Source organism: Agrobacterium sp. 719_389 (genome assembly GCF_900188475.1).
In the GTDB taxonomy this organism is placed as follows: Bacteria; Pseudomonadota; Alphaproteobacteria; order Rhizobiales; family Rhizobiaceae; genus Agrobacterium; species Agrobacterium radiobacter.
Map to the genome: position 1 here is coordinate 234,067 of NZ_FYEM01000004.1, position 26,385 is coordinate 260,451.

General features: G+C 58.7%; 21 protein-coding genes. 14 read left to right on the forward strand and 7 right to left on the reverse strand.

Annotation, left to right across the window (positions count from 1 at the left end; translation table 11 throughout):
- Positions 1-3: 3 nt before the first annotated feature.
- A complete protein-coding gene (locus CFB10_RS09945) occupies positions 4-3,084 on the reverse strand; it encodes a helicase-related protein (protein WP_020010777.1) in 3,081 nt (1,026 codons plus the stop codon).
- On the opposite strand from CFB10_RS09945, the gene CFB10_RS09950 reads away from it, so the two are divergent.
- A complete protein-coding gene (locus CFB10_RS09950; protein WP_244559859.1) occupies positions 3,059-3,430 on the forward strand; it encodes a hypothetical protein in 372 nt (123 codons plus the stop codon). The two genes, CFB10_RS09945 and CFB10_RS09950, sit on opposite strands and share 26 nt — an antisense overlap.
- 112 nt (positions 3,431-3,542) lie before the next feature.
- Here CFB10_RS09950 and CFB10_RS09955 read toward each other — a convergent pair whose 3' ends face one another.
- Positions 3,543-4,868: a ubiquinone biosynthesis hydroxylase gene (locus CFB10_RS09955; RefSeq protein ID WP_371258479.1), complete on the reverse strand. Its 1,326-nt coding sequence runs from the start codon at positions 4,866-4,868 to the stop codon at positions 3,543-3,545.
- Here CFB10_RS09955 and tesB point away from each other — a divergent pair.
- The 6 genes from tesB to CFB10_RS09985 all read left to right on the forward strand — a co-directional run bounded on the left by tesB (position 4,844) and on the right by CFB10_RS09985 (position 12,291).
- The gene (gene tesB / locus CFB10_RS09960; RefSeq protein WP_026363740.1) at positions 4,844-5,728 is read left to right on the forward strand and encodes an acyl-CoA thioesterase II; all 885 of its coding nucleotides are present in this window, start codon (positions 4,844-4,846) and stop codon (positions 5,726-5,728) included. The two genes, CFB10_RS09955 and tesB, sit on opposite strands and share 25 nt — an antisense overlap.
- 212 nt (positions 5,729-5,940) lie before the next feature.
- Entirely contained in the window at positions 5,941-6,291 is a 351-nt protein-coding gene (locus CFB10_RS09965) for a P-II family nitrogen regulator (protein ID WP_004444057.1), read from the forward strand.
- A gap of 29 nt (positions 6,292-6,320) precedes the next feature.
- Positions 6,321-7,667, forward strand: a complete 1,347-nt coding sequence (locus CFB10_RS09970) for an ammonium transporter (protein WP_020010773.1) — start codon at positions 6,321-6,323, stop codon at positions 7,665-7,667.
- Between the two features lie 215 nt (positions 7,668-7,882).
- Positions 7,883-10,549 carry a DNA translocase FtsK gene (locus tag CFB10_RS09975; RefSeq protein WP_020010772.1) on the forward strand — a complete coding sequence of 889 codons (2,667 nt, stop codon included), beginning with the start codon at positions 7,883-7,885 and terminating at the stop codon, positions 10,547-10,549.
- 50 nt (positions 10,550-10,599) lie between these two features.
- Positions 10,600-11,325, forward strand: coding sequence for an outer membrane lipoprotein carrier protein LolA (locus CFB10_RS09980; RefSeq protein ID WP_020010771.1), 726 nt, complete (start codon positions 10,600-10,602; stop codon positions 11,323-11,325).
- 162 nt (positions 11,326-11,487) lie between these two features.
- Positions 11,488-12,291, forward strand: a complete 804-nt coding sequence (locus CFB10_RS09985; RefSeq protein ID WP_020010770.1) for an exodeoxyribonuclease III — start codon at positions 11,488-11,490, stop codon at positions 12,289-12,291.
- A gap of 21 nt (positions 12,292-12,312) precedes the next feature.
- Here CFB10_RS09985 and CFB10_RS09990 read toward each other — a convergent pair whose 3' ends face one another.
- Both CFB10_RS09990 and CFB10_RS09995 read right to left on the reverse strand, forming a co-directional pair.
- Complete coding sequence (locus CFB10_RS09990; protein WP_026363738.1) at positions 12,313-12,768, reverse strand: cyclic nucleotide-binding domain-containing protein; 456 nt, start codon at positions 12,766-12,768, stop codon at positions 12,313-12,315.
- Positions 12,769-12,917: 149 nt separating this feature from the next.
- The gene (locus tag CFB10_RS09995; protein ID WP_003505216.1) at positions 12,918-13,601 is read right to left on the reverse strand and encodes a response regulator transcription factor; all 684 of its coding nucleotides are present in this window, start codon (positions 13,599-13,601) and stop codon (positions 12,918-12,920) included.
- Between the two features lie 286 nt (positions 13,602-13,887).
- Here CFB10_RS09995 and CFB10_RS10000 point away from each other — a divergent pair, with 286 nt between their 5' ends.
- Positions 13,888-14,391 (forward strand): L,D-transpeptidase, encoded by a 504-nt coding sequence (locus tag CFB10_RS10000; protein ID WP_026363737.1) that lies wholly within the window; start codon positions 13,888-13,890, stop codon positions 14,389-14,391.
- Between the two features lie 72 nt (positions 14,392-14,463).
- Here the strand turns inward: CFB10_RS10000 and CFB10_RS10005 are convergent, their stop codons facing one another.
- On the reverse strand, positions 14,464-15,033 hold the full coding sequence (locus CFB10_RS10005; RefSeq protein WP_003505223.1) for a CarD family transcriptional regulator: 570 nt from the start codon (positions 15,031-15,033) through the stop codon (positions 14,464-14,466).
- Between the two features lie 542 nt (positions 15,034-15,575).
- Between CFB10_RS10005 and CFB10_RS10010 the strand changes: the two genes are divergently transcribed.
- Positions 15,576-20,336, forward strand: coding sequence for an NAD-glutamate dehydrogenase (locus CFB10_RS10010; protein ID WP_020010767.1), 4,761 nt, complete (start codon positions 15,576-15,578; stop codon positions 20,334-20,336).
- Positions 20,337-20,444: 108 nt separating this feature from the next.
- The gene (locus CFB10_RS10015) at positions 20,445-21,821 is read left to right on the forward strand and encodes an MFS transporter (RefSeq protein ID WP_020010766.1); all 1,377 of its coding nucleotides are present in this window, start codon (positions 20,445-20,447) and stop codon (positions 21,819-21,821) included.
- A gap of 60 nt (positions 21,822-21,881) precedes the next feature.
- Here the strand turns inward: CFB10_RS10015 and phaR are convergent, their stop codons facing one another.
- Positions 21,882-22,457: a polyhydroxyalkanoate synthesis repressor PhaR gene (gene phaR / locus CFB10_RS10020; protein WP_003520279.1), complete on the reverse strand. Its 576-nt coding sequence runs from the start codon at positions 22,455-22,457 to the stop codon at positions 21,882-21,884.
- 243 nt (positions 22,458-22,700) lie between these two features.
- Between phaR and CFB10_RS10025 the strand changes: the two genes are divergently transcribed.
- The 4 genes from CFB10_RS10025 (at position 22,701) to bfr (ending at position 25,809) form a co-directional block, all read left to right on the forward strand.
- Complete coding sequence (locus tag CFB10_RS10025; protein ID WP_020010765.1) at positions 22,701-23,882, forward strand: acetyl-CoA C-acetyltransferase; 1,182 nt, start codon at positions 22,701-22,703, stop codon at positions 23,880-23,882.
- Between the two features lie 171 nt (positions 23,883-24,053).
- Positions 24,054-24,779 (forward strand): acetoacetyl-CoA reductase, encoded by a 726-nt coding sequence (phbB, locus tag CFB10_RS10030; protein ID WP_026363736.1) that lies wholly within the window; start codon positions 24,054-24,056, stop codon positions 24,777-24,779.
- Between the two features lie 267 nt (positions 24,780-25,046).
- Positions 25,047-25,358 (forward strand): bacterioferritin-associated ferredoxin, encoded by a 312-nt coding sequence (locus CFB10_RS10035; RefSeq protein WP_003505234.1) that lies wholly within the window; start codon positions 25,047-25,049, stop codon positions 25,356-25,358.
- On the forward strand, positions 25,324-25,809 hold the full coding sequence (gene bfr / locus CFB10_RS10040; protein WP_003505236.1) for a bacterioferritin: 486 nt from the start codon (positions 25,324-25,326) through the stop codon (positions 25,807-25,809). The genes CFB10_RS10035 and bfr overlap by 35 nt, the downstream gene beginning before the upstream one ends.
- Positions 25,810-25,851: 42 nt before the next feature.
- Here the strand turns inward: bfr and CFB10_RS10045 are convergent, their stop codons facing one another.
- Positions 25,852-26,364: an RNA pyrophosphohydrolase gene (locus CFB10_RS10045; protein WP_026363735.1), complete on the reverse strand. Its 513-nt coding sequence runs from the start codon at positions 26,362-26,364 to the stop codon at positions 25,852-25,854.
- Positions 26,365-26,385: the final 21 nt, after the last annotated feature.

Consider the following 26,385-nt stretch of genomic DNA (forward strand, 5'->3'; position numbering starts at 1 on the left):
GGCTTACTTCTTCAGCTGCTCCTTGAGAGCAGCGAGCTTTGCGAAAGGTGAATCCGGATCGAGCGGCTTCTCCTTGCGCGGCGGCTTGGCTTCGAAACGCTGCTGACCCTGCGGCTTTCCGCCACGGTCATTGCGTTCCGGCCGATCCTTGCGCTCCCCGCGATCATGACGATCATTGTTGCGGTTGTTGCCACGGTCGGGACGTCCGCCATCACGCTTGCGCTCTCCGTCGCCACTGCGATTGGCAGCTTCTCGGTTTCCACCGTCACGATTGCCGGGACGGCCTTCACCGCGACGCTCACCCTGTTCGCGGGCTCCCTCACCACGGCCTTGACCGCGATTGCCGGGACGACGGTTTTCGCCACGCTGATTTTCGTTGCGACCACCCGGACGCCACAGAAGGACGGGCTTGGGCTCGGCGGCTTCGGCGTTTTCCGGCGCGGCCTCGGCTGTGGCAGCCTCTTCGCTGGCAGCTTCCGCAACCGGCGCCTCGGCAGCTTCGCCTTCCGCAACAGCCGCCGTTTCGGACACCTGTTCTTCGGAAGCCGGCTCGTGCTCCTCGGTCTCGACGCTTTCCTCTTCAGTAGCAGCCGCTTCTGCGGCAACCGGGGCAGAGGCACCGGCGTGGCTGGCGAGGAAGGCCTGCGCCTCTTCCGCCGTCACCTGATCGGCGCGGTAACCAAGGCCCTTCAGAATTTCTTCCATGTCGTCGAGCGTTGCGCCGAGGATGGAAAGCATGGCCGTCGTTGTCGTGAAACGGCGACCGTCATAGGCGCCTTCCGGACGCGGCTGCTGGCCGGGCTTCCACTGCAACAACGGGCGGATGAGATCGGCCAGGCGCTCGAGAATGTCGATACGCACGGCGCGCTTTCCGAGGAAACGGAAACCGGCGAGCTTATAGAACATGCGCTCGAAGCTGGCATCGGTGACGACCGAGGTGCGGCCGGCGGCAAGCACCGGAATGAGATCTCCGTAACCCGGCTTGCCGAGGCCATCATTCTTCAAAGCCCAGAGCAGCGTGACAAGCTCCGCCGGAGCGGGCTTGAGAAGCGCGGGCAGGAAAACATGGTAGGCGCCGAAACGCACGCCGTAACGGCGCATGGAGGCGCGCGCGTCCTGATCCAGCGACTTCACGTCTTCGGCAACGTCGCGGCGGAACAGCACGCCAAGATTTTCGACCAGCTGGAACGCCAGGCCCTTCGCCAGACCCTGAAGGTCTTCGGCGCGGGAAATATCGTCCAGCGGCTTCAGCACGGTCGCAATCTGATGATTGACGAAACGCTCGACGCGCGCCAGCGCGTGATCACGGGCATTGCCGCTCAACTGCTCGTCGGCAAGCAGGATCACCCGCGGCTTCATGATGTTGTCGCCGGCCGAAAGGCGGGCTACCGGCTCGCCCAACCAGCGAACCAGACCATCGGAGCTCAAAGCGAGATCGCCGTTTCCACTGGCGTGCAGACGCGCGGCACGCGCCTCGTATTCGAGCGCGAGCGCCTTCTGCGCCGCAGCCTGCACGGCCTTCTGATCCGGCCCTTCCATTCCCGGCACCGGCGTGAACCGGAACCCGGCCAACTGGCCGACGTGATGTCCTTCTACAAAGACATCACCATTTACACTGATTTCAGCTTCAAGCATCGCATTCTCTCTCAGGCGCCTCATGAGCACAGATGTCCTGCGATCAACAAAGCGTTTCGTCAACCTTTCATGTAGCGCATCGGACAATCGATCCTCGATTTCCCGAGTCTTTTCTTGCCAGTGTGTCGGATCGGCAAGCCATCCTGGGCGGTTCGATACATAAGTCCATGTTCTGATCTGCGCAATCCTCGCAGACAAGGTATCGATTTCTCCATCCGTCCGGTCGGCGCGACGCACCTGCTCGGCCATGAAATCCTCGTTCACCGCCCCGCGTTTGACGAGGTCGAAATAGAGCGTGGAGATCAGGTCGGCATGCTGTGCGGGAGCGATGCGGCGATAGTCGGGCAGCGCGCAGGCTTCCCAGAGTTTTTCCACCCGCGAATCGGTGGTCGTCACATCGATGATCTCGGGATAACGCGACAGATATTCCAGCGCCTGCTGGTCGATTGCCGGCAGGGCGCGCGAAAGTCCCTGGATCGCCGGCGCGGCATCAAGGCTCAGGCGAAGATTGGCGATTGAGGAAAAATCAAAATTTTTCGTCCGCCACTGCAGCACCTTCACCGCGTCGAACTGATGGGTTTCGATCCGCTCCACCAGTTCGTCATCGAACGGATCGACACGCCCTGTCACGCCGAATGTGCCATCGCGAAGATGGCGGCCGGCGCGGCCGGCAATCTGGCCGATCTCGCCCGGATTGAGATTGCGGAACTGATAACCGTCGAATTTGCGATCCTGCGCGAAGGCGACATGATCGACATCGAGGTTGAGACCCATGCCGATGGCGTCCGTCGCGACAAGATATTCGACATCACCGGACTGGTAGAGACCCACCTGCGCATTGCGCGTGCGTGGCGAAAGCGCACCCAGCACCACGGCAGCACCACCGCGCTGGCGGCGCACCAGTTCGGCAATGGCATAGACCTCATCGGCGGAAAAAGCGACGATCGCCGTGCGCTGTGGCAAGCGTGTTATCTTCTTCTGACCCGCGTAGAAAAGCTGCGACAGGCGCGGACGTTCCACCACGGTAATTCCGGGCAGCAGCTTTTCGAGGATAGGGCGCATCGTGCCCGCGCCGAGCAGCAGCGTTTCCTCCCGCCCGCGCAGATGCAGCACCCGGTCGGTGAAGATATGCCCGCGCTCAAGATCGCCCGCCAGCTGCACCTCGTCGATCGCGACGAAGGCGGCCGTCGTCTCGCGCGGCATGGCTTCAACCGTGCAGACGGAATATTTGGCTTTGGGAGGTGAAATCTTTTCTTCGCCGGTAATCAGCGCCACATTCGGCGCACCCACCTTTTCAACGAGGCGGGTATAGACCTCCCGCGCCAGAAGACGCAGCGGCAGGCCGATGACACCGCTGCCATGCGCGACCATCCGCTCGATCGCGTAGTGGGTCTTGCCGGTATTGGTGGGGCCGAGAACGGCCGTGACACCGCGGCCGCTCAGGATCATGGGGCGAAAATTCAACGTACTATCCGCGAATCGACTTCAACTGCTTGCCGTGCCGCTCACCATTGCTGATGCTGGCCGCACGCACCACACATGGCAACGCCCGCTGACAAAGGCAATAGGCCTTGCCCGCAAAGTGGCGCAAGGCGACCGATCGACGGAATTTTCCGTGCAGATTCAGCAGGTTGAAGAAACAAAAAGAATCCGGCGAAAATGGAATCGATTCGGCTGCGGAACAGTCTGCGAACGAATCGAATACGAATCGCTGACTCCGCAAGATTCAGCTTTTGTTCTCCGCAATATCTGGTTGGCGAGCGCGCGGCCCATACCAGATTATGAATCCGGATAAGTCCTTGCCCGGATTCATCTTTACGGCAGGGCGTCGGGCCAGAAAATACCGGGATAGGCTGTCAAGCGACAATCCCGGAAAAGCCGATCCGAAGCATATGCGAAGGGCCGGATCAAAGCGCCTCGCCGGCAAGCAGACGCGGGGCATTCGCATCCGTCGTGCCGGCGGCCTGACCGATGAAATAGGATTTCAGACCCGGCAAACGATCCACGACGCCGAGACCGAAATCACGCATGACGCGGATAGGACCAATATCATTGGAAAAAAGCCGGTTCAGCACATCGGTCGTCACGCCCATCCGCAATGTATCGAAACGCCGCCAGGACTGGTAACGCTCCAGAACATTGAGAGAGCCAATATCGAGGCCCAGACGGTCTGCCTCGACGACCGTTTCCGCGAGCGCCGCCACATCCTTGAAGCCAAGATTGAGGCCCTGCCCGGAAATCGGGTGAATGCCATGCGCCGCGTCACCCGCAAGCGCAAACCGTGGCGCGACGAAGGAGCGCGCCAGCGTCAGACCCAACGGGAAGGCGCGGCGGGGACCGACGGGACGCAGAGGACCAAGCTTGTGACCGAACCGGCGCTCCAGCTCTTCTTCAAACACCAGATCGTCGGAGGCCACCAGCCTGTCGGCATCGGCCGTGCGTTCGGTCCAGACGAGCGAAGACCGGTTTCCTTTCAAGGGCAGGATGGCGAAGGGGCCCGATGGCAGGAAATGCTCCTCGGCGCAGCCCTCATGCGGTCGCTCATGTTCAACGGTCGTCACGATACCGGACTGATCATAAGCCCAGTGCACGGTCTTGATACCAGCCATGTCCCTGAGTGCCGAGCGAACCCCGTCACAGGCAATCAGCAATCGCGATTCGAGCGTCGACCCGTCGGAAAGGCTGATGGCCGTCGATTGCGGCCCCGCGGCGAAATCGGAAACACTGAGACCGTGGCGGATTTCTATGCCAAGGCGTTCGCACAGGCCCCGCAACGCACCCACCAGAGCGACATTCGGAACCATATGGGCAAACGGCCTGCCCTCCTCTACGGCACCGTCGAACGTCAGGAACACGGGGCGCACCGGATCGGCGGTCTTCGAATCGGTGACGATCATCTTGTGGATCGGCTGGGCTTCCGGCTCGATCTCGGTCCATATGCCGAAAACATCGAGCATCCGGGTGGCCGCGGCGATGATGGCAGACGCACGCACATCCTTTACCCAGACATCCTCGGGAGCGGCCTCGACCACCTGCACATTCAGATGCCGGGCCGCCTGCTTGATTGCAACAGCAACGGAAAGACCGACATATCCGCCGCCTGCCACCACTACGTCCAGCATCACGCTTCTCCTCAAATCTTGTGCACGCATCATCGGCGCACTATAGACCATGTGACGTCTTCCTACAGCCGGAGCAGGCCGAAAAAATGTCGCATCCCTCGCAAACGTCAGACCCGATGGCCAATCTCATCGCCACGCTCGATCTCGAGAAGCTGGAGGAGAACCTGTTCCGGGGCGAAAGCCCGCAAATCGGCTGGCAGCGGGTTTTTGGCGGTCAGGTCATCGCGCAGGCCCTGATTGCCGCCCAAAGGACCGTGGATGACGACCGTTTCGTGCACTCGCTGCATGCCTATTTCATGCGCCCGGGCGATCCGCTGGTGCCCATCGTATACCAGGTAGAACGCATTCGTGACGGCGCGAGTTTCTGCACCCGCCGTGTCGTCGCCATTCAGCATGGCAAAGCGATTTTTTCCATGTCGGCTTCGTTTCAGATTTTTGAGGATGGTTTCGACCATCAGATCAAGATGCCGGATGTGACGCAGCCCGAAAAGCTGATGAGCGAAGAGCAGATGCAGGCGGCCTTCCTCGCCAAGGCGCCCGCTTCAATTCGCAAATACTGGAGCAACAAGCGCCCAATCGAGATAAGGCCTGCTTCGCTGACCCACTATATCTCGAAAGAAAAGCTGGAACCGCAGCAGGATATCTGGGTCCGCGCCGTCGGCGACGTGCCGGATGATCCGCGCCTGCAATCGGCCATTCTCGCTTATCTCTCAGATATGACCCTGCTCGACACCTCGCTCTATGCTCATGGAACGACGATCTTCGATCCCTCCATTCAGGTGGCGAGCCTCGATCACGCCATGTGGTTCCACCGCCCATGCCGGCTGGACGACTGGCTGCTCTACACACAGGATAGCCCCAGCGCATCAGGCGCGCGCGGTTTGACCCGTGGCAATATTTTCACCAGACAGGGTGAACTGGTCGCGTCAGTGGCGCAGGAGGGTTTGATCCGCAAAAGGGCAAATGATTAAATAATGTGCTTTTTCTCAAAATCGCACATTTAATAGACGCAAATTTTGGCGACAAATGCCCCTTTTTCAGACGCCTTTCATATAAGTTTTATATTTCAATACGTTAGATACACACTCAAAACTGGCACGCCCTTTGAATGTATGTCCTCAGTCGCTGTTACTGATCTGCCAGCGGCAGGAGAGTCGGCTCCGTGCCGAGGACAAAACAAAGGATGGGAAACCAGATGAAAATTGTGATGGCCATTATCAAGCCGTTCAAGCTGGATGAAGTGCGCGAAGCGCTCACCGGCGTCGGCATCCAGGGCCTGACCGTGACCGAGGTAAAGGGTTACGGACGCCAGAAGGGGCATACCGAGATTTATCGCGGCACGGAATATGCGGTGAGCTTCCTTCCCAAGCTGAAGATCGAGATCGCAGTTCCATCCGACGTCGTCGACAAGGCCGTCGAGGCGATCGCGTCTGCGGCAAAGACCGGGCAGATCGGTGACGGCAAGATCTTCGTCTACTCTATCGAACAGGCCGTGCGCATCCGTACCGGCGAAACCAACACAGAAGCGCTTTGAAGCACGGCTGACAGGGGAGTTTTCCAACTATGCAACTCAACAAGTTTTCAACGCTCGGCAAGCTGGGCGCCGCAGCGGCGGCCCTGATGGCCCCGGCCATCGCCTTTGCCCAGGATGCCGCGCCGGCAGCAGCCGCAGCGCCCGTTCCTGAAAAAGCCGACACAGCATTCATGTATGTCGCGACAATCCTCGTGCTGTTCATGATCCTTCCGGGTCTGGCGCTGTTTTACGGCGGCCTCGTCCGCACGAAGAACATGCTCTCCGTTCTCATGCAGTGCACCGTCATCACCGCGGTCATGATGCTCATCTGGGTCATCTACGGCTACTCTTTTGCCTTTGGCGGCGGCACCGGCCCCTATTTCGGCGGTTTCGGCAAGCTGTTCCTGTCGGGCGTTTCGCTTGACAGTACCTCGGCAACCTTCTCTGAGGGCGTAGTGATCTACGAATACACCTTCATCGCCTTCCAGATGACCTTTGCGGCCATCACGCCTGCGCTGATCATCGGCGCCTTCGCAGAACGCGTGAAGTTCTCCGCCGTCATTCTCTTCACCATCCTGTGGGCCACCTTCGTTTATTTCCCGATCGCTCACATGGTCTGGGATGCGAACGGCCTGATCTTCGGCATGGGCGCTCTCGACTTCGCCGGCGGCACGGTCGTTCACATCAATGCCGGTGTTGCGGGCCTGATCGGCGCGATCATGGTCGGCAAGCGTACCGGCTTCGGCAAGGACATGATGGCTCCGCACTCCATGACGCTGACGCTCGTCGGCGCAGCCATGCTGTGGTTCGGCTGGTTCGGCTTCAACGCCGGCTCCAACCTCGAGGCATCGGGTGGCGCGGTTCTCGCAACCATGAACACCTTCCTCGCAACAGCAGCCGCCATCGTTTCCTGGTCGCTGGTTGAAAGCTTCACCCGCGGCAAGGCTTCCATGCTGGGCGCCGCTTCGGGCATGATCGCCGGCCTCGTCGCCGTAACACCTGCGGCCGGTTCTGTCGGACCGATGGGCGCGATCGTTCTCGGCCTCGTCGTCTCGCCGATCTGCTACTTCTTCGTCTCCGTGGTGAAGAACAAGTTCGGTTATGACGACACCGCCGACGTCTTCGGCGTCCACGGCATTGGCGGCATCATCGGCGCGCTCGGCACCGGCATCTTCACCTCGCCGCTGCTCGGTGGCACCGGCAAGGCCGATTTCTCCATCGCTTCGCAGGTCTGGACGCAGTTCGTCGCCGTCGCCATCACCATCGTCTGGTGCGCCGTCGTCTCGGCGATCCTCTACAAGATCGTCGACGTGATCGTTGGTCTCAGGGTTCCGGTCGAAGCCGAGCGCGAAGGTCTCGACCTCGCAACCCACGGCGAAGCCGCCTACCACTCCTGATATCAGGGAAAAGGGGTTCTCCATCCCCGCTCCCGAAAGAAGGCCCGCTTCGGCGGGCCTTTTTCTTTGAGGCAACCCATAAACGCTCAAAAAACCGCATGGTTAATACGACATTAACCAGCAAGCGGTTAGTTTTCCCTGTCAATCCGGGATTTGGTCACCAGCCGAATCTTGCCGAAACCAAGAAAAGCGACGGGTTCAGGGACATGGGCAGAATGCATTCTCCGACATTCGATGGTCGTCACACACGCTTCGTGCTGACGGCGTTTTTCGTGCGTCAGATCATGGCACTGGCCGGTTTCGCTCTGCTGGCCACGATCGCGCTAGGCATTGCCGCACTCGCCACATGGAATGTGGCGGATCCAAGCCTCTCCTATGCGACGGGAAACCAGCCTACCAATCTTCTGGGTTACGGTGGTGCGATTTTCGCCGATATCGTGATGCAGTTCCTCGGGCTTTCCGCAATCATCTCACTCCTGCCGGTTATCGCCTGGGCGATCGCACTGATCGCCGGTCGAAAATTCCACCGCATACCCGTCCGCCTTGTGGCCTGGATCGCTGGCGCCATTGTCTGCGCCGCCTCGCTGGGCTGTTTTCCTGCTCCCGTCACCTGGCCGCTTCCGAACGGCATCGGCGGCGTCATCGGTGACATGATCCTTCGTTTTCCGGCCCTTTTCATCGGCGCTTACCCCACCGGCACGATCGCCACGGTACTGGGTGTCATATTCGCGGCACCGGCTGCCTGGCTTATGTTGTTTGCCGCCGGCATTGTGGGCGGCCTGGACGATGAACTGGAGCGGGAAGAAGCTGCTCCTGTCGCCACCAGCAAGGCCCGCGCAGCCCGTGAGGCCGAAGAGGATGACGAAGACGACGGCGAAGGCTTTTTCGCCAATATGCTCGCCTTCGGCGCGCTGGCGCATTACTGGTACATCACCCAGGCGCGCTTGCGCCGCATGTTCGGCCTGAAGTCGAAGTCCCTGCACGATGAATTCGAACATCCCTATGACTTCAACGAATATGAATTCGGCACGCTGAACGAACCCTCTCGCCTCAAGACCGCAATCAACCGCCTCGACCAGCGCGCAGAGCCGTCTTTCGAAGAACGCGCCGCATCGCGTCGCCAGATGTCACCTCCATCCATCGCGCTCGATCATGACGAGGACATGGATGACGAACCGCCCTTCGACGCGGACGGACGCCGCCTGCCGGACGGCATTCTCTCCGACGACGAGGCCGACCAGAAATTCACCGCCAGACAGGCGACGGGACGCGGACAGCCCAGAATAACAGCGCCTTCCGCGCGCCCGAAGCCCAGCGAACGCGTGGCAAGGGAGGCGCAGGCCTCCTTCATCGCCGCCGACGGTTTCCAGCTGCCAACCGTTCACCTTCTGGCGGAGCCGAAAAATGTCGTGCGCGACAATATGCTGAGCGAGGAAGTGCTGGAACAGAACGCCCGCCTTCTGGAAGGCGTTCTCGAGGATTTCGGGGTCAAGGGCGAAATCATCCATGTCCGCCCCGGCCCGGTCGTCACGCTTTACGAACTGGAACCGGCGCCCGGCATCAAATCCTCGCGCGTCATCGGTCTTGCTGATGACATTGCCCGCTCCATGAGCGCGATTGCCGCCCGCGTCGCCGTCGTCCCCGGCCGCAACGCCATCGGCATCGAACTGCCGAACCAGACGCGCGAAACCGTGTTCCTGCGCGAACTGATCGGCAGCCGCGATTTCGAAAACAGCAAGGCCAAGCTCGCCATGGCGCTCGGCAAGACCATCGGCGGCGAACCCGTCATCGCCGATCTTGCCAAGATGCCGCATCTGCTGGTCGCCGGCACCACCGGTTCGGGCAAGTCCGTCGCCATCAACACCATGATCCTTTCGCTGCTCTACCGCATGTCGCCGGAACAGTGCCGCCTGATCATGATCGATCCGAAAATGCTCGAACTGTCGATCTATGACGGCATTCCGCATCTGCTTTCCCCGGTCGTTACCGATCCCAAAAAGGCCGTAGTGGCTTTGAAGTGGACGGTGCGCGAGATGGAAGAGCGCTACAAGAAAATGTCGAAGATCGGCGTGCGCAACATTGACGGCTTCAACAGCCGCGTGCAGCAGGCGCTCGACAAGGGTGAAATCCTTACCCGCACTGTCCAGACCGGTTTCGACCGTCAGACCGGTGAGGCGATCTACGAAACGGAAGAATTCGACCTGAAGCCCCTGCCCTATATCGTCGTCATCATCGACGAGATGGCCGACCTGATGATGGTTGCCGGCAAGGACATCGAAGGCGCCGTGCAGCGCCTGGCGCAGATGGCGCGCGCCGCCGGTATCCATGTCATCATGGCCACCCAGCGGCCATCGGTCGACGTCATCACCGGCACGATCAAGGCCAACTTCCCGACCCGCATCTCCTTCCAGGTGACGTCGAAGATCGACAGCCGCACCATCCTTGGCGAACAGGGCGCCGAACAGCTGCTCGGCATGGGTGACATGCTCTATATGGCGGGCGGCGGGCGCATCCAGCGCGTGCACGGTCCCTTCGTTTCCGACAATGAAGTCGAAGAAATCGTCGCCTATCTGAAGACACAAGGGTCGCCGGAATATCTGGAAGCGATTACCGAGGAAGACGACGAGGAAGGCAATGGCGGCGGCACGGCCGGCGCCGGTAATTTCTCCGATTCCGAGGATCCCTACGATCAGGCCGTGGCCGTCGTGCTTCGCGATGGCAAAGCCTCCACCTCCTACGTGCAGCGGCGTCTCGGCATCGGCTACAACCGCGCCGCCTCGCTGATTGAACGCATGGAGCAGGAAGGCATCATCGGTCCCGCCAATCATGCCGGAAAACGCGAAATCCTCGTGCCAACGGAAGCAGACATCATCGAGCGATAACGTCCGCAACCAAGCGGGGCGGAGAAGCGTTATTCCACGCTTTCAACGTCATGAAGCCGCCGCCTTTTATGCGGACAATCGCTGCGATGAAGGAGAATAGAATGAACGACCTCACCACCGGCGAAACGGCCAACGCAAACGCAACGCAAAATGGCGTGACGCGACGTGGCGTGCTGACGGCATTTTCCATGGCTGCGGTGATCGCCGGCCTGTCGCCGCTTGACGCCTTTGCCCAGGCGGCCGGCAATAGCGCGACCGCACAGAAAATCGCCAATCACTTCTCGTCGGTCAAAACCATGATGGGGGAGTTCGTCCAGTTCGGCCCGCGCGGTGAGCAGACCGGCGGCAAGTTTTACATCGAACGGCCGGGCAAGCTTCGTTTCAACTACGAGGACCCTTCGCCCATGCGCGTCATTGCCGACGGCAAGAACGTCGTCATCGGCAATATGAAGCTGAAGACATGGGATCTTTATCCCCTCTCCAAGACGCCGCTCAGCCTGCTTCTGTCCGACAAGATCGATCTCGGTAACCAGAAGGTCCGGAACGTGAAGGAAGAATCGGACCTGACGACCATCGTACTGGGTGACAAGAGCGTTTTCGGCGATTCCACCATTACCCTGATGTTTGATCCGAAGACGTTCGACCTGAGGCAATGGACGACGACCGATGCCCAGAACAAGGACACGACCGTCATGATCTTCAACGTCCAGACCGGCGTAAACCTCGATGAACGCGTCTTCAGCATCAATTACGAGGAAGTCCGCAAAGGCGGCTGAGGCGTCAAGCCTTGGGGAAAATCTTCGAAAGGCGGCCCTGTGGTCGCCTTTTGCGTTTTACCGCTAAAATACATTCCCGTTTTCATCGCGATGTTATAAGCCTGCGCCCCGGAAACATGTCACGGGCCATGCGGTTCGCGGCGATAAAAGCGGAGCACATGCATGTCGTTTTCGATAACCACCTGGAACATCAACTCGGTCAGGCTCAGAATGCCGATCGTTGAGCAGTTTCTGGTGCGTTACAAGCCCGACATTCTCTGCCTTCAGGAAACGAAATGCCCGAATGGCGAGTTTCCGATGAAGCCGCTGAAGGCGCTGGGGTATGAGCACGTTATCATCCATGGCCAGAAGGGCTATCACGGCGTCGCCATCGCCTCGAAGATTCCGCTGACCGAAGATCATCGACAGGACTATTGCGGTATCGGCGACGCGCGACACATTTCCGCGATTTTCCAGGTTGGATCGCGCCGCGTGCGTCTGCATAATTTTTATGTACCGGCAGGCGGTGACGAGCCTGATCGCTCAATCAATCCGAAATTCGGCCACAAGCTCGATTTCATCGAGGAAATGAAGGCGCTGCGTGCCGATGGCGTGCCCGGCACCTCGTCCATTCTCGTCGGTGATCTCAACATCGCACCGCTCGAAAATGACGTCTGGTCCCACAAGCAGCTTCTGAAGATCGTCAGCCACACGCCCGTCGAAACCGAGGGGATGCTTGATATCATGAAGCAGGGTAACTGGCTCGATCTGATGCGTCTGAACGTGCCGGAGACGGAAAAGATCTATACCTGGTGGAGCTACCGCGCCAAGGATTGGGAAGCGGCTGATCGCGGCCGCCGTCTTGACCATATCTGGTCTTCGCAGGATCTTGGCCCCTCGCTTGAAAAAATCGACATATTGCGCGAGGCCCGTGGCTGGAACCGGCCGTCGGACCACGTTCCGGTCACCGCCAAGTTCCGGTTCTGAACCGGCGCGTTTGACTTGGCGTCAGACGAAGCGGTTCTGCAAGCGGGCCGCACCTGCCGCCAAAGACGCGATATTGTCGCGAATGCGCGCCGATACGATATCGGCCACTTCCGGAAACTCCTCCACCAGCCGGTGAAAGAGGATGCGCGTTATGCGGATGACTTCGGAATCCTCAGCCGCGACGGCAGTGAACTTTCTTTCGCAAAGCGTGAAAAGCGCCAGCTCCGATAGCAGCGCCCCTTTGCCCGGCGTCGCCTGCAGCACGGGCTTGCCATCCCGCCCGGCCGTGAAAAGCTCGAACTGGCCCGATGTCACCGCAAAGGCGCATTCTGCCGGTGAGTGTTCCCGGAACAATGTCTGTCCGGCGGATACACGGCGGCGTTCCGCACCGAAGGCGATGAGCCGCAGCTGGTCATCGCTGAACCCAGCAAACAACGGCACTTGCCCCAGCAGCATGATATCGTCCGTCAAGGCCATGTTGATCGTTACTCCGGAAAACGCCTGCATCACTATAGCGGTTTTCCAATATCAGCCCTCAAAATACAAGATGTTAGAACGCCGCGCGCCTTTCGGACGCGCGGCGTGAGCTTTAAACGACGAGATGAAAGTCGCAACGAGGTCCCTGCTCAGGGAACGATCTTGTATCCGCCGTTCTCGGTGACCAGAATTTCAGCGTTGGACGGGTCGCGTTCGATCTTCTGGCGCAGACGATAGACATGCGTTTCGAGCGTGTGTGTCGTCACCCCGGAATTGTAACCCCAGACCTCCTCCAGCAGGACGTCGCGTGTCACGACAGTGCTGCCGGCACGGTAGAGATAACGGATGATCGCCGCCTCCTTTTCCGTCAGCCGGATTTTCTTGCCGTCCTCCGTCGTCAGCAGCTTCTGGCTGGGCTTGAACTGATAGGGCCCGACGGTGAAAACCGCATCCTCGCTCTGCTCGTATTGGCGAAGCTGCGCCCGGATACGGGCCAGAAGCACGGCGAAACGGAAGGGTTTCGTCACATAGTCATTCGCGCCAGCTTCCAACCCAAGGATAGTATCGGAATCGGTGTCGTGCCCGGTCAGCATGATGATCGGCGCCTTGAAGCCGCCCTTGCGCAACAGCTTTACCGCCTCGCGGCCGTCCATGTCCGGAAGGCCGACATCCATGATCAAAAGATCGACCTGGGCGGTCTTGGCGGTCTGCATCGCCTGTGCGGCGTTTGCGCCGCTCAAAAGCGAGAATTCCTCATAGGGAGACAATTGCTCGGTCAGCGTCTCCCGAAGATCGTCGTCATCGTCCACCAGAAGGATAGTGCGAGCCGTCATTCGGATTCTCAGCCTTTCTTACTTTAGCGCATCAGCCCAAAAATCAGGTTCGATTTTCGAGAGGCACGATACGTAGTTTAAAAGAGTTAGAGCGTCCCTTGGGCGTCCGAAAAGACGCCTGGCGCTCTAATTATCAGCCAATTCAGCGGTTTGCCGATAAAAGGTCAACCCATTGCCTTGATATAACGAAGTGCTATGACTTCACGTTAAATAACCTGCAAAGCAAAATCTCGTGAAAAACATGAGCATACAGCCCGCAAGACAACGTAAACGCGCATCGACGCTCATGGTTCGGCCAGCCCCTTCGAAAATCAGCCGCGCCATCGTCCAGCTCGGACACCTCACTTTTCCAGCCGCGATCGGTCGTAATGGCCGCACCGTGCTGAAACGTGAGGGAGACGGAAAATCCCCCATTTCCACTATGCGCCTGCTTCACGGGTTCTATCGCGGCGACCGTCTTCCCGGCATCACCACGGCATTGCCGATGCAGCGAACACGGAAGTCCATGCTATGGTGCGACGAGCCACGCAACGCCAATTATAACAGGCTGGTCAAGGCGCCCTTCACCCCGAGCCATGAAGAGATGATGCGCAAGGATGGCCTCTACGACGTGTGCCTGGTGCTTGACTGGAACATCACCGCGAGAAGCCGCAACCGCGGCTCGGCGATCTTCATGCATCTGATCCGGCCGGGATATGAACCGACCGCAGGCTGCGTCGCCCTGCACCCCCGAGACATGCACCGCATTCTACCGCATCTGCGCAAGGACACAAAGATCCGGATCCTGTAACGTCGAGCCTACAGGCAGCCAACAAAAAACCCGCCATTAAGGCGGGTTTTTTTAGAAGGAAAAAGCCTGATATTAAGCGGCTTCGTCCTGAGAATCGTCCTCTTCAACAGTCTTGCCACGCTTGGGGCCCTTGGCAAGGTTGACCTCCACCAGGCGAACAGCCTCGGTTTCGGACATCTTGTTGACGGCGGCAATTTCGCGCGCCATGCGATCGAGAGCAGCTTCGTAAAGCTGACGCTCGGAATAGGACTGCTCCGGCTGGTTTTCCGCACGGTAGAGATCGCGCACAACTTCCGCAATCGCGATGAGATCGCCGGAATTGATCTTCGCATCATATTCCTGCGCACGGCGCGACCACATGGTACGCTTCACACGCGCCTTGCCCTGCACCACTTTCAGCGCCCGCTCGACAAAATCGCCTTCGGAAAGCTTACGCATGCCGATGCTGACGGCTTTGGCGACGGGAACTTTAAGACGCATCTTGTCTTTTTCGAAATCAATGACAAAAAGCTCAAGCTTCATGCCGGCGACTTCTTGTTCCTCGATTGCAGAGATGGTACCGACACCATGAGCGGGATACACAATCGCTTCACCGGTTTTAAAGCCGTGATGTGCTGGAGATTTCTTCTGCTGGGTCGTCATTCGTTCTAAAAACTCCCTGTTACATACCCGGGGATGCCGGGGTTGGGTCGGTCAGGCCCTGATGAGACGGGGGAACCGTCAGGTGACTCCGCACTGGTCCAGCCGTGCACGCAAAAACACACCTTCCCGTCTTGCGGGGTTCGATAACGTAAACGCTCGATATGTCACGGAAACCGCGTGCAAAAGAGGTGTTGCTTTCGTGGTGTTTTTGGGCACACAAATGCCACGCTGTGGATCAGTGTCGTTGGTGTACCACAAAAATAGGCGCAAATCAATAATTTGCTTCGACCGTGGCCGCAACATCACATGGCGGCCAAAGAACCGCCTAAAAATTAGCCGCAGAAATACTGTCAAAATGCTTCGTGACAGGCCTCATGGCAAAGGGAGCAAAAAAATTTCGTTTCCAAACTGCAGAAACACGAAAGCCTCTTAAACTCTTCGTAATTACACGCCAATATCCGATTCGACTGAAAAGGCAAAATCCGCAAATTGGCGATGCTTTTTTTAAATTAAAGTGTGATTTTTGGAGGAATCCACGTCAAATGGGCTACAGAAACAATCCAAAACGCGAAAAACAGATCGAAAAAGCGCGCCAGCAGGCAATTGCCGAAAATGTCCAATTTCTTGATCCAGGTATTCTTTATGGAAGGGCAAGTGCGGACGATATAGAATATTATTCCGCAGAGATGCTGGCGGCAAGCGCGGCCCACAGTTTCCAGGCGCTTTCGCGCTGGACGGGAGAAGTTCCGTACATCGGCATCTCCCAGGTGGAGGGCGTTTCGCCGCGGGACGTTCCGGTAACGGTTCTGACCATCATCGGCCGCAATATGCCTTTCCTTTACGATTCCGTCATGGGCGAGGTCACCAGCAGCTATCGCGGCCTTTACCTCGCCGTGCACCCAATACTGGTGCGCGACGAAAGCGCGCAGGCAGGCTATCGTCTTGCGGAACCGGAGGATGATCCCGCTGAAAATATCAGCCTCATCCAGTTGCATATCGCCCCACTCACGCAGCAGGCCGCCGCCGCACTGGAAGAGAAGCTGCGCTTCGTCCTGACGCAGGTCCAGTCGGCCTATCGCGACTGGCGGCCCATGCTGGCGAAACTTGACGAGGCGCTGGACGAATTGTCCAAGCGCGGCTCGTCGAGGCGCAAAACGGAACGGACAGAAGCGGTTGAATTCCTCAACTGGCTTCGCAATGACAATTTCACCTTCCTCGGCATGCGTGACTACACCTATTCCGGCAAGGGAAAGAACGCGAAGATCGAACGCGGCGACGGCGTTGGCCTCGGCAGTCTCAGCGATCCGGATGTGCGCGTGCTGCGTCTCGGCAAGAATGCCGTGACGACGACCCCGGAAATCCTTGCCTTCCTCGACGGCCCGGATTTCCTCATCGTCACCAAGGCCAACGTGAAATCCATTGTGCACCGCCGCGCCTATATGGATTATATCGGCATCAAACGCTTCGACGAGGACGGCAATGTCATCGGCGAATTGCGCATCGTCGGCCTCTTCACCGCCACCGCCTACACGCGCTCGGTCAAGCAGATACCCTTGCTGCGCGCCAAGGTCGCGGAAGTCGAACGCCATTTCGGCTTCGATCCGAACAGCCACTCCGGCCGCATCCTGCAGAACACGCTGGAAGCCTACCCCCGCGACGATCTCTTCCAGATCGAAACGGATCTTCTGATCCGCTTCGTTGAGCAGATCATGGAACTGAGCGACCGGCCGCGCGTGCGCGTGCTTGCGCGTATCGACCGTTTCGACCGCTTCGTTTCCGCCATTATCTTCGTTCCGCGTGAGGAATATAATTCCTATGTGCGTGAGAAGATCGGCGATTATCTGAGCAGGGTCTATGACGGGCATATTTCCGCCTATTACCCCGCCTTCCCCGAAGGCGCCGTCGCCCGCGTGCACTTCATCGTCGGGCGCACGGAAGGCAAAACCCCACGCATTGCCCAGGACAAGCTCGAAGACGCCGTCAGCGATATTGCAGCGCGCTGGATAGACCACTTCATTGCCCTGTCGGAGCCCGGTGCGCCGGTGCTGGAGGTGGATCAGGCCTATCAGGAGGCCTTCACGCCGGAAGAGGCGATCGGCGACATGCCCGATATTCTGGGTGCCGCGAAGGGTGAGCCGGTCCGCATCGAATTTTACCAGCAGGAAGGCCAGTCGGCCGACACGCTGTCCTTGAAAATCTTCCACCGCGACGGTCACCTGCCGCTTTCGCGCCGCGTACCGCTGCTCGAGAATCTCGGCTTCAACGTCATCAGTGAGCGCACCTTCGACATCGGCGTGGTTTCAGATGGCGAGAGGCGCGATATCGTTCTGCACGATATGGAGCTCTCCGTCGCAGCCGGCACGACGCTCGATCTGCCGCATTACGGACCGAAGCTCGAAGAAGCCTTCCTTGCCGCCTTCTCCGGCAAGGTCGATAACGACAATTTCAACCGCCTGATCCTCACCAGCGGTTTGACAGTGCGCGAAGTTTCCGTCCTGCGCGCCTATGCCCGTTATCTGCGGCAGACCGGCATTGTTTATTCGCAGGAGCATATTTCCGAAACGCTCTATAAATATCCTGATATTTCGCGGAATATCTTCGCGCTGTTCAAGGCCGGCTTCGATCCGTCTGTTGAGGAAAAGAAGCGGGTGAAGAAACTCGCCGAGATACACAAGGCAATCGAAGCGGCACTGAGCGGCGTTCCCAATCTCGATGAGGACCGCACCCTCCGACGTTACGTCAACGCCATCGACGCGACGCTGCGCACCAACTACTTCCAGAAGAATCCCGATGGCACGCCGCGTGACATTCTGGCGTTCAAGTTCGATCCCAAACATCTTGATGGCCTGCCCGACCCCCGCCCCTTCCGCGAAATCTTCGTTTACGGAACCGAGGTCGAAGGTGTGCATCTGCGCTTCGGCAAGGTCGCACGTGGCGGTCTGCGCTGGTCGGATCGGGGCCAGGATTACCGCACGGAAGTGCTCGGTCTCGTCAAGGCGCAGCAGGTCAAGAACGCAGTGATCGTTCCCGTTGGCGCCAAGGGCGGCTTCTTCCCGAAGAGCCTGCCCGCCGGCGGCTCCCGCGACGAGGTCTTCAATGCCGGCCGCGAGGCCTATAAGACCTATATCCGCACCCTGCTGTCCATCACCGACAATATCGTTGAGGACGCCATCGTGCCGCCGGCCGACACACTGCGGCTCGATGGCGACGATCCTTATTTCGTTGTCGCCGCCGACAAGGGAACCGCCACCTTCTCCGATACGGCGAACGGCCTTGCCCACGACGCCGGCTTCTGGCTGGACGATGCCTTCGCATCGGGTGGCTCGGCCGGCTACGACCACAAGAAGATGGGCATCACCGCGCGCGGCGCATGGGAAACGGTAAAACGCCATTTCCGTGAAATGGGCACCGACATCCAGACCACGCCATTCACCGTGGCGGGCGTGGGTGATATGTCCGGCGACGTTTTCGGCAACGGCATGCTGCTGTCGGAAAAGATCAGGCTGATTGCGGCCTTCGATCACCGCGATATCTTCATCGACCCGGATCCGGATACCGACAAGTCCTTTGCCGAGCGCAAGCGGCTTTTCGAACTGCCGCGCTCCAGCTGGCAGGATTATGATCGTTCGGCCCTCTCCGGCGGCGCGATGATCATTTCGCGCTCCGAAAAATCGGTGACGCTGACGCCGGAAGCCGTGGCTGCCATCGGCATCGACAAATCGGTCGCCACGCCTTTCGAGATCATGACCGCCATCCTGAAGGCGCCAACCGATCTTCTCTGGTTCGGCGGCATCGGCACCTACATCAAGGCGGCGGTGGAAACCAATGCCGAGGTGGGCGACAGGGCGAATGACCCCATCCGCGTCAATGCAACAGAGCTGCGCGCGAAAGTCATCGGCGAAGGCGCCAATCTGGGCATCACCCAGAAGGGCCGCATCGCCTATTCGCTCGCGGGCGGGCGTTGCAATTCCGACGCCATCGACAATTCGGCGGGCGTGAATTCCTCCGACGTCGAGGTCAACATCAAGATCGCGCTCGCCTCCGCCGTTAATAGCGGCCGCCTGACGATGCCGAAGCGCAATCAGCTTCTCGCCTCCATGACGCCGGAGGTGGCGCAGCTGGTGCTGCGCAACAACTACCTGCAATCCCTGGCGATCTCGCTCACGGAGCGGCTGGGCCTCGCCAACCGGGAAGAACTCGGCCGCCTGATGAGCGCATTGGAGGCCACCGGACAGCTGAACCGCAAGGTAGAAACCCTGCCGAACAATGCCGAACTCAGCGAAAGATATGCCTCCGGCAAACCGCTGACCCGGCCGGAAATCGGCGTGCTTCTCTCCTATGCCAAGTTGACCCTGTTCGATGCCTTGGTGGCAAGCCCGCTTCCGGACGAACCTTATCTCCAGCATCTGCTGGTCGATTATTTCCCCGCCAAGATGCAGAAGAACTATGCCGACGATATCAAGGCGCATCGTCTGCACCGCGAAATCGTCGCGACCGCACTCGCCAATGCCGTGGTTAATCGCGGCGGCCCGGGCTTTGTACAGAAACTTGCCGATGCGAGCGGTCTTCTGGCCGCTGATGTCGTCAAGGCGGCGGTGATAATCGAGGACGGTTTTGGTCTCAAACGTCTTTGGAGCGAAGTCGACGCGCTTGACGGCAAGATCGGAGGTGAAGTCCAGAACGGGCTTTATGCGACGATCACACGTATCTTCTCGGATGCGAGCAGACTTTACCTGCAAACCGGGAGTGCGGGCGCGGCGACGGGCGACATGGCGACCGAGATCGAGCGTCTGAAAACCGCGATCAAGACGCTGTCGCCAGCGGCAGCGAAATATCGCCGGGAGCTTGGCGTCACGGAAATCGACGGCGTTCCCCAAGCTCTTCTGGAGGAACTCGATACGCTTTCGCTGCTGGTCTATGTGCCTGAAATCATGCGCATCGCCGAAAGTGCGGGCACGACGCTCGCCCGCGCCGCCGAAAGCTATGCCACCGTCTCCTCGACTTTCCGTGTCGCGCGTCTGCTGGATGCCAGCCAGCGCATTACGCCGGCGGATCATTACGAGAGTCTGGCTCTCCTGCGCAGCCAGGATCAGATCTCCTCGTCGAGACGACGGATCGTCATCTCCGCGCTGACGGAATATGCCAAGGAAAAGGATCCGGTTCAGGCCTGGTATGCGGCAGACCGCGTGCGCGTCAACCGTATCGTCTCCGAACTCGGCGCGCTCAGCGACAGCGGCGATACCAATCTTGCCCGTCTGACGGTCGCGGCGGGGCTGCTTGGCGATATCGTTCAGGCACGCTGAGCGACAACCTTAAAAAACGCCATCCGGGTCACCGGCCCGGATGGCGCAGGCAAGATGAATGCACCGGCATCGCGCCTTTTATTTCCCGATTTTCCGATAGGACGATGAATGACTGTCCCTTCCCCCAATGCGGAAACAGTGATTACCAAACGCGGCATCTGGGGCTGGGTGATGTTCGACTGGGCGGCACAGCCGTTTTTCACTGTTGTCACAACCTTCGTTTTCGGGCCTTATTTCGTCGCCCGGCTCACCGATGATCCGATTTCGGCGCAGGCGACATGGAGCAACATGGCGACGGTGTCGTCGATCATCATCGCTCTCTTTTCACCCATTCTCGGTTCCATCGCCGACCAGTCAGGTGCACGCAAACCCTGGATCGCCTTTTTTGCCGTCATCAAGATTACCAGCCTCTTTTTCCTCTGGTTTGCCGCACCGGGTTCACCGCTCATCCTGCCGATCGTCTGCATGATCCTCGCCTCCATCGCGGCGGAATTTTCCATCGTTTTTAACGATTCCATGATGCCGCGGCTGACCAATCCGCAAAATGTCGGGCGCATTTCCAATCTCGCCTGGGGGCTCGGTTATCTCGGCGGCATGGTGGTATTGATTGCCGTGGTGACGCTTCTGGCCGCCAACCCGCAGACCGGGGTGACCATTGCCGGTATCAAGCCGCTTTTCGGCCTCGATCCTGCAACCGGCGAAGATGCCAGAATAACAGGCCCGCTCGCCGCGGTCTGGTATCTCATCTTCATTCTGCCGATGTTTATCCTGACCCCCGATGCTGAAAAGGGTCTGCCCTTCGCAGCCGCGATCCGCTCGGGATTGGGGGAGTTGAAGATTACGCTGCGCGAACTGCGTTACCGCCCCATGCTGTTGCGGTTTCTGATCGCGCGCATGCTCTATCAGGATGGCGTTAATGGCGTTCTCATTCTGGGCGGCGCCTTCGCCGCTGGCATGTTCGGCTGGGCGACGATGGAAATCGGCCTTTTTGGCATTCTGCTCAATGTCGTCGCCATCGCGGGCTGCTTTGTCGCCGGGCGCGTCGACCAGAGACTGGGGTCACGCGTCACCATCCTCATCAGCCTGGTGCTGTTGCTGCTCGCCACGCTGGGCATCGTCTCCACGGAAAAGGGCTCTACCCTGTTCGGTTGGGTACAACTATCAACCGCTGACAATGGCGGCGTCTTCGCCACCGGCGCGGAAAAGGCCTATCTCCTTTATGGCGTTTTGATCGGCCTTGCCTTTGGCCCGGTCCAGGCCTCGTCGCGCTCTTATCTCGCCCGCAACATCACTGTCGCAGAAGCGGGTCGCTATTTCGGCATCTATGCGCTTTCCGGGCGCGCCACGAGTTTCATGGCGACGCTGTCATTTTCCATAGCCACCTATATAAGCGGCTCAGCCCATATCGGCATGGCCACGCTCATCGTATTTCTGGGGGCAGGCTTCCTGCTGCTGTTGCGCGTTCCGGAAAGAGCGGCGGGCTGAAAGTCCGAAGCAGCAGCCGATGCGGTGGTCAAATCCAGCATCGGCCAGAATGAGGTAGAATCAGAGCTGGTCGAGTTTTTGCTGCAATGCGCGCAACTGCGCCTTCAACTCATCGATTTCAGATGCATTCGGTTTGCGGGTTTCTTTCGGCGCCTGCGGCATTGCAAAAGGTGTGAAGCCCTGCATCGCCTGGCGGAAGAGTTCCGTGTTGCGGCGGATCTGCTCTTCCATCATCTGCAGCGGCGCCTGGAAATTGCGGGCCAGCGAACCGTCGCCGAAGGCCTTGGCCATATGCTCCTGCATCTGGCTCTGCTGATCGGAGAAGGTCTTCATCGAATGTTCGAGAAATGTCGGCACCACCATCTGCATCTGGTCGCCGTAATAGGAGATCAATTGCCGCAGAAACGCAGTCGGTAGCAGCGTATTGCCGGTTTTGGCCTCCTGTTCGACGATGATCTGCGTCAGGACCGCATGGGTAATATCCTCTGATGACTTGGCATCCTGAACCTTGAAGTCCTCGCCGCGTTTGACCATCTGCGCCAGATCATCAAGCGTTACATAGGTACTGGTGCCGGTATTATAGAGCCGCCTGTTGGCGTATTTTTTAATGATTGTTTCGCCGTCGTGTTTCGCCATGCCCGCCTCCTCGCGATGATGGTATTTTCTTGTTTTTTGGTGTTATTGCTCTTCCCACCGCAAAGTGTATGCGCAAAACAAGCCCTCTGACAAATGTTTTGTGCATCGCAATAGTTTGTTTTTTGCGCAGCAATTTTTCGCAAGATTCCAGCGTGATTTAGCAACATCTTTTAAAGCAACTTTCGGCATTTGACTTGTATTGAAAGCTTTGCCAGTCTCCGCCCGCAAGTGAGGAGAAAACTGATGACCCTGCCTTCAATCGTGATTGCCAGCGCCGCACGCACCGCCGTCGGCTCTTTCAATGGCCACTTTGCCAATACGCCAGCCCATGAACTCGGGGCGACCGTTATCAGTGCCGTGCTGGAGCGTGCCGGCGTCGCGGCGGGCGAAATCGATGAGGTCATTCTCGGTCAGGTCCTGACGGCGGGCGAAGGGCAGAACCCGGCGCGACAGGCGGCGATGAAGGCGGGCATTCCCCAGGAAGCGACCGCATTCGGTCTTAATCAGCTCTGTGGTTCCGGCCTGCGCGCCGTGGCCCTCGGCATGCAGCAGATCGTTACCGGCGATGCGGCCATCGTTATCGCTGGCGGCCAGGAATCCATGTCCATGGCGCCCCACTGCGCCCATTTGCGCGGCGGCGTTAAGATGGGTGATTTCAAAATGATCGACACCATGCTGAAAGACGGCCTCACCGACGCCTTTTATGGCTACCACATGGGCATAACAGCTGAAAACATCGCTCGCCAATGGCAGCTTTCCCGCGATGAACAGGACCAGTTTGCGGTCGCATCGCAAAACAAGGCCGAAGCCGCGCAGAATGCCGGTCGTTTCACTGATGAGATCGTTGCTTTCACAGTCAAAGGCCGCAAGGCCGATATCGTCATTGACGCGGATGAACATATCCGCACTGGTGCTTCCCTGGAAACGATGGCGAAGCTCCGCCCCGCTTTCGACAAGGACGGCACCGTGACGGCGGGCAACGCCTCCGGTCTGAATGATGGGGCCGCCGCCACGCTTTTGATGACGGAACAGGAGGCGGGAAAACGCGGTATCAAGCCGCTCGCCCGCATCGTCTCCTGGGCGACAGCAGGTGTCGACCCACAGATCATGGGCACCGGTCCCATTCCCGCCTCCCGCAAGGCGCTGCACAAGGCCGGCTGGTCGATCAGCGATATTGGCCTTGTGGAAGCCAACGAAGCCTTCGCAGCCCAATCATGCGCGGTGGTGCGTGAACTTGGCCTTGATCCTGATATCGTCAACGTCAATGGCGGGGCGATTGCCATCGGCCATCCGATCGGCGCCTCCGGTGCACGCGTCCTGAACACCCTGATTTTTGAAATGCGCCGCCGCAACGTGTCGAAGGGTCTCGCAACGCTCTGCATCGGCGGCGGCATGGGTGTCGCCATGTGCATCGAAGCGCTCTGAAACCACCGCCTGACCTGTCAAAAAGCAATTCCGGTTTGGCGCGCAATAGGTTAGAAGCGGCCTCCCATTGGCCGCATTTCTGTGGCCGGTGAGCGCGACGAAAAACTTCTGCAAGATATGGAAGCATCCTCGCATATGCAGGCGCTTCAATGACAGGTCATGGAGGCCGATATGAGCCGGGTTGCTTTGATTTCCGGCGGGACGAGCGGCATAGGCGCCGCAATCGCCCGCGCCCTGCAGGCGGCCGGCTACCGCGTGGCCGTCAATTACGCTTTCACAACGGACAGGGCGGAAGCATTCCAGAAAGAAACCGGCATCCCTGCGTTTCAGTGGGATGTGCGCGACTATGATGCCTGCGTCAATGGCATTGCGAAGGTGGAAGAGACGTTGGGTCCTGTCGAAGTCCTCGTCAACAATGCCGGCATCACCCGCGATGCGATGTTCCACAAGATGACACCGCAGCAATGGCGCGAGGTGATCGACACCAACCTCACCGGCGTGTTCAACATGACGCACCCCGTCTGGCCGGGCATGCGCGACCGCGGCTTCGGTCGCATCGTCAATATTTCCTCCATCAATGGCCAGAAGGGGCAGGCGGGGCAGGCCAATTACTCCGCCTCGAAGGCGGGCGATATCGGCTTCACCAAGGCGCTCGCCCAGGAGGGCGCCAGCCGCAACATCACCGTCAACGCCATCTGCCCCGGCTATATCGGCACGGAAATGGTAAGAGCGATCCCGGAAAAGGTTCTGGCCGAACGGATCGTGCCGCAAATTCCCGTAGGACGGTTGGGTGAACCAGAAGAAATCGCGCGCTGCGTTCTGTTTCTGGTTTCCGACGAGGCCGGCTTCATCACCGGCTCGACCATGACGGCCAATGGCGGACAATATTTCGCCTGAGGCCATCCATCGCCGCCCTGCCGACCGCCTGAACTCAGTAAACTTTCCGTGATCTCGGCTTCGATAAATTTGCGGCGCACAAAAACTTGAAGATGAAAGACAGGAAAGACAGGCAGCCTAAACCAATGAAAATACGATAGTTTTTGTATAGTTTAGAATGAGTCTAGAAAACCCTTGGCGACTCATTAATAGGTTTTTCTTGACATTGGCTGTCCTGTTTTGGTTTAAGAATGAAAACAACGTGTTGCGTCATACAGGCAGTCCATCATGCTGGTTTGCAGCTGCAATTACATCACTGATCACGATATCCGGGACGTCATTAACGAGCTCCTCGACGAGGACTGTTGGCAGCTCATCGTTCCTGCAAAAGTGTATCACGCCATGGAAAAACGCGGCCGCTGCTGCGGCTGTTTCCCGACCGTTGTCGACCTGATCATCAAAACGACTGAAGAATATCATGCCCGTCGCCACTCGACTGAGGCCGATGTTTTTGATTTTATGTCCCGCCTGAAGCAATTCCATGAAGAGAACAGGAGAGCGGACATTGAAAGGCGACAAAAAAGTCATCGAGCGGCTTAACGAGGCCCTTTTTCTCGAACTCGGTGCGGTAAACCAGTACTGGCTTCACTATCGTTTGCTGGAAGACTGGGGCTACACGAAGCTCGCCAAAAAGGAACGTGCTGAATCCATCGAGGAAATGCAGCACGCCGACAAGCTGGTCGCACGCATCATCTTCCTTGAAGGCCATCCCAACCTTCAGACGGTTTCGCCCCTGCGCATCGGCCAGAACGTCAAGGAAGTTCTGGAAGCTGACCTTGCCGGCGAATATGACGCCCGCACCTCCTACAAGAAATCACGTGATATCTGTTATGAGGCTGGGGACTACGTCTCCATGAAGCTTTTCGAAGAACTGCTGATCGACGAGGAAGGCCATATCGACTTTCTCGAAACCCAGCTCGAACTGCTGGGCAAGATCGGCGAAGAGAAATACGGCCAGCTCAATGCCGATTCCGCCAACGAAGCGGAATAAGCACTGGCGACAGGACAGAAAAGGCGGCCTCGGCCGCCTTTTTTATTTGCCGGAAAGGTGCTGAAACTCCGCCACGACCTTTTCGTATACCGCCCGCTTGAATGGAACGATGAGTTCCGGCAGGCTTTCCATTGGCTTCCAGTCCCACGCATCGAATTCGGCCGTGTGCCCTGTCGGCGGCGGATCGATCTGGATTTCGCTTTCGTCGCCCTCGAAACGGAACGCAAACCAGCGCTGCGCCTGCCCGCGATATTTGCCCCTGAGGCCGATACCGATCAATTCGGGCGGCAGATCGTAGTGAATCCAGTCGCTCGCCTCTGCAAGCAGGCTCACCGTTTTCATGCCCGTCTCTTCGTAGAGTTCGCGAATGGCTGCCGTCAAAGGCCGTTCGCCGTCATCGATGCCGCCCTGCGGCATCTGCCACAATTGCGGCGACCCGTCATATTCGGAATTGCCTTCCTTGATACGCCGGCCGGCCCAGACGAGGCCTTCAGCGTTCAGAACCATTATTCCCGCACAGGGACGGTAAGGCAAATCTTCTGCTTTGATTGTCATGGGAAACCCGCACTGTCTCAA

Coding starts and splice junctions, on each gene's coding strand:
- CFB10_RS09945 (WP_020010777.1), bottom strand. CDS start 3,084: ATGATCCTGAGCGGCCGCGGTGTCACGGCCGTTCTCGGCCCCACCAAT.
- tesB (WP_026363740.1), top strand. CDS start 4,844: ATGTCGCATCCCTCGCAAACGTCAGACCCGATGGCCAATCTCATCGCC.
- CFB10_RS09965 (WP_004444057.1), top strand. CDS start 5,941: ATGGGAAACCAGATGAAAATTGTGATGGCCATTATCAAGCCGTTCAAG.
- CFB10_RS09970 (WP_020010773.1), top strand. CDS start 6,321: ATGCAACTCAACAAGTTTTCAACGCTCGGCAAGCTGGGCGCCGCAGCG.
- CFB10_RS09975 (WP_020010772.1), top strand. CDS start 7,883: ATGCATTCTCCGACATTCGATGGTCGTCACACACGCTTCGTGCTGACG.
- CFB10_RS09980 (WP_020010771.1), top strand. CDS start 10,600: ATGAAGCCGCCGCCTTTTATGCGGACAATCGCTGCGATGAAGGAGAAT.
- CFB10_RS09985 (WP_020010770.1), top strand. CDS start 11,488: ATGTCGTTTTCGATAACCACCTGGAACATCAACTCGGTCAGGCTCAGA.
- CFB10_RS09990 (WP_026363738.1), bottom strand. CDS start 12,768: ATGGCCTTGACGGACGATATCATGCTGCTGGGGCAAGTGCCGTTGTTT.
- CFB10_RS09995 (WP_003505216.1), bottom strand. CDS start 13,601: ATGACGGCTCGCACTATCCTTCTGGTGGACGATGACGACGATCTTCGG.
- CFB10_RS10000 (WP_026363737.1), top strand. CDS start 13,888: ATGGTTCGGCCAGCCCCTTCGAAAATCAGCCGCGCCATCGTCCAGCTC.
- CFB10_RS10005 (WP_003505223.1), bottom strand. CDS start 15,033: ATGACGACCCAGCAGAAGAAATCTCCAGCACATCACGGCTTTAAAACC.
- CFB10_RS10010 (WP_020010767.1), top strand. CDS start 15,576: ATGGGCTACAGAAACAATCCAAAACGCGAAAAACAGATCGAAAAAGCG.
- CFB10_RS10015 (WP_020010766.1), top strand. CDS start 20,445: ATGACTGTCCCTTCCCCCAATGCGGAAACAGTGATTACCAAACGCGGC.
- phaR (WP_003520279.1), bottom strand. CDS start 22,457: ATGGCGAAACACGACGGCGAAACAATCATTAAAAAATACGCCAACAGG.
- CFB10_RS10025 (WP_020010765.1), top strand. CDS start 22,701: ATGACCCTGCCTTCAATCGTGATTGCCAGCGCCGCACGCACCGCCGTC.
- phbB (WP_026363736.1), top strand. CDS start 24,054: ATGAGCCGGGTTGCTTTGATTTCCGGCGGGACGAGCGGCATAGGCGCC.
- CFB10_RS10035 (WP_003505234.1), top strand. CDS start 25,047: ATGCTGGTTTGCAGCTGCAATTACATCACTGATCACGATATCCGGGAC.
- CFB10_RS10045 (WP_026363735.1), bottom strand. CDS start 26,364: ATGACAATCAAAGCAGAAGATTTGCCTTACCGTCCCTGTGCGGGAATA.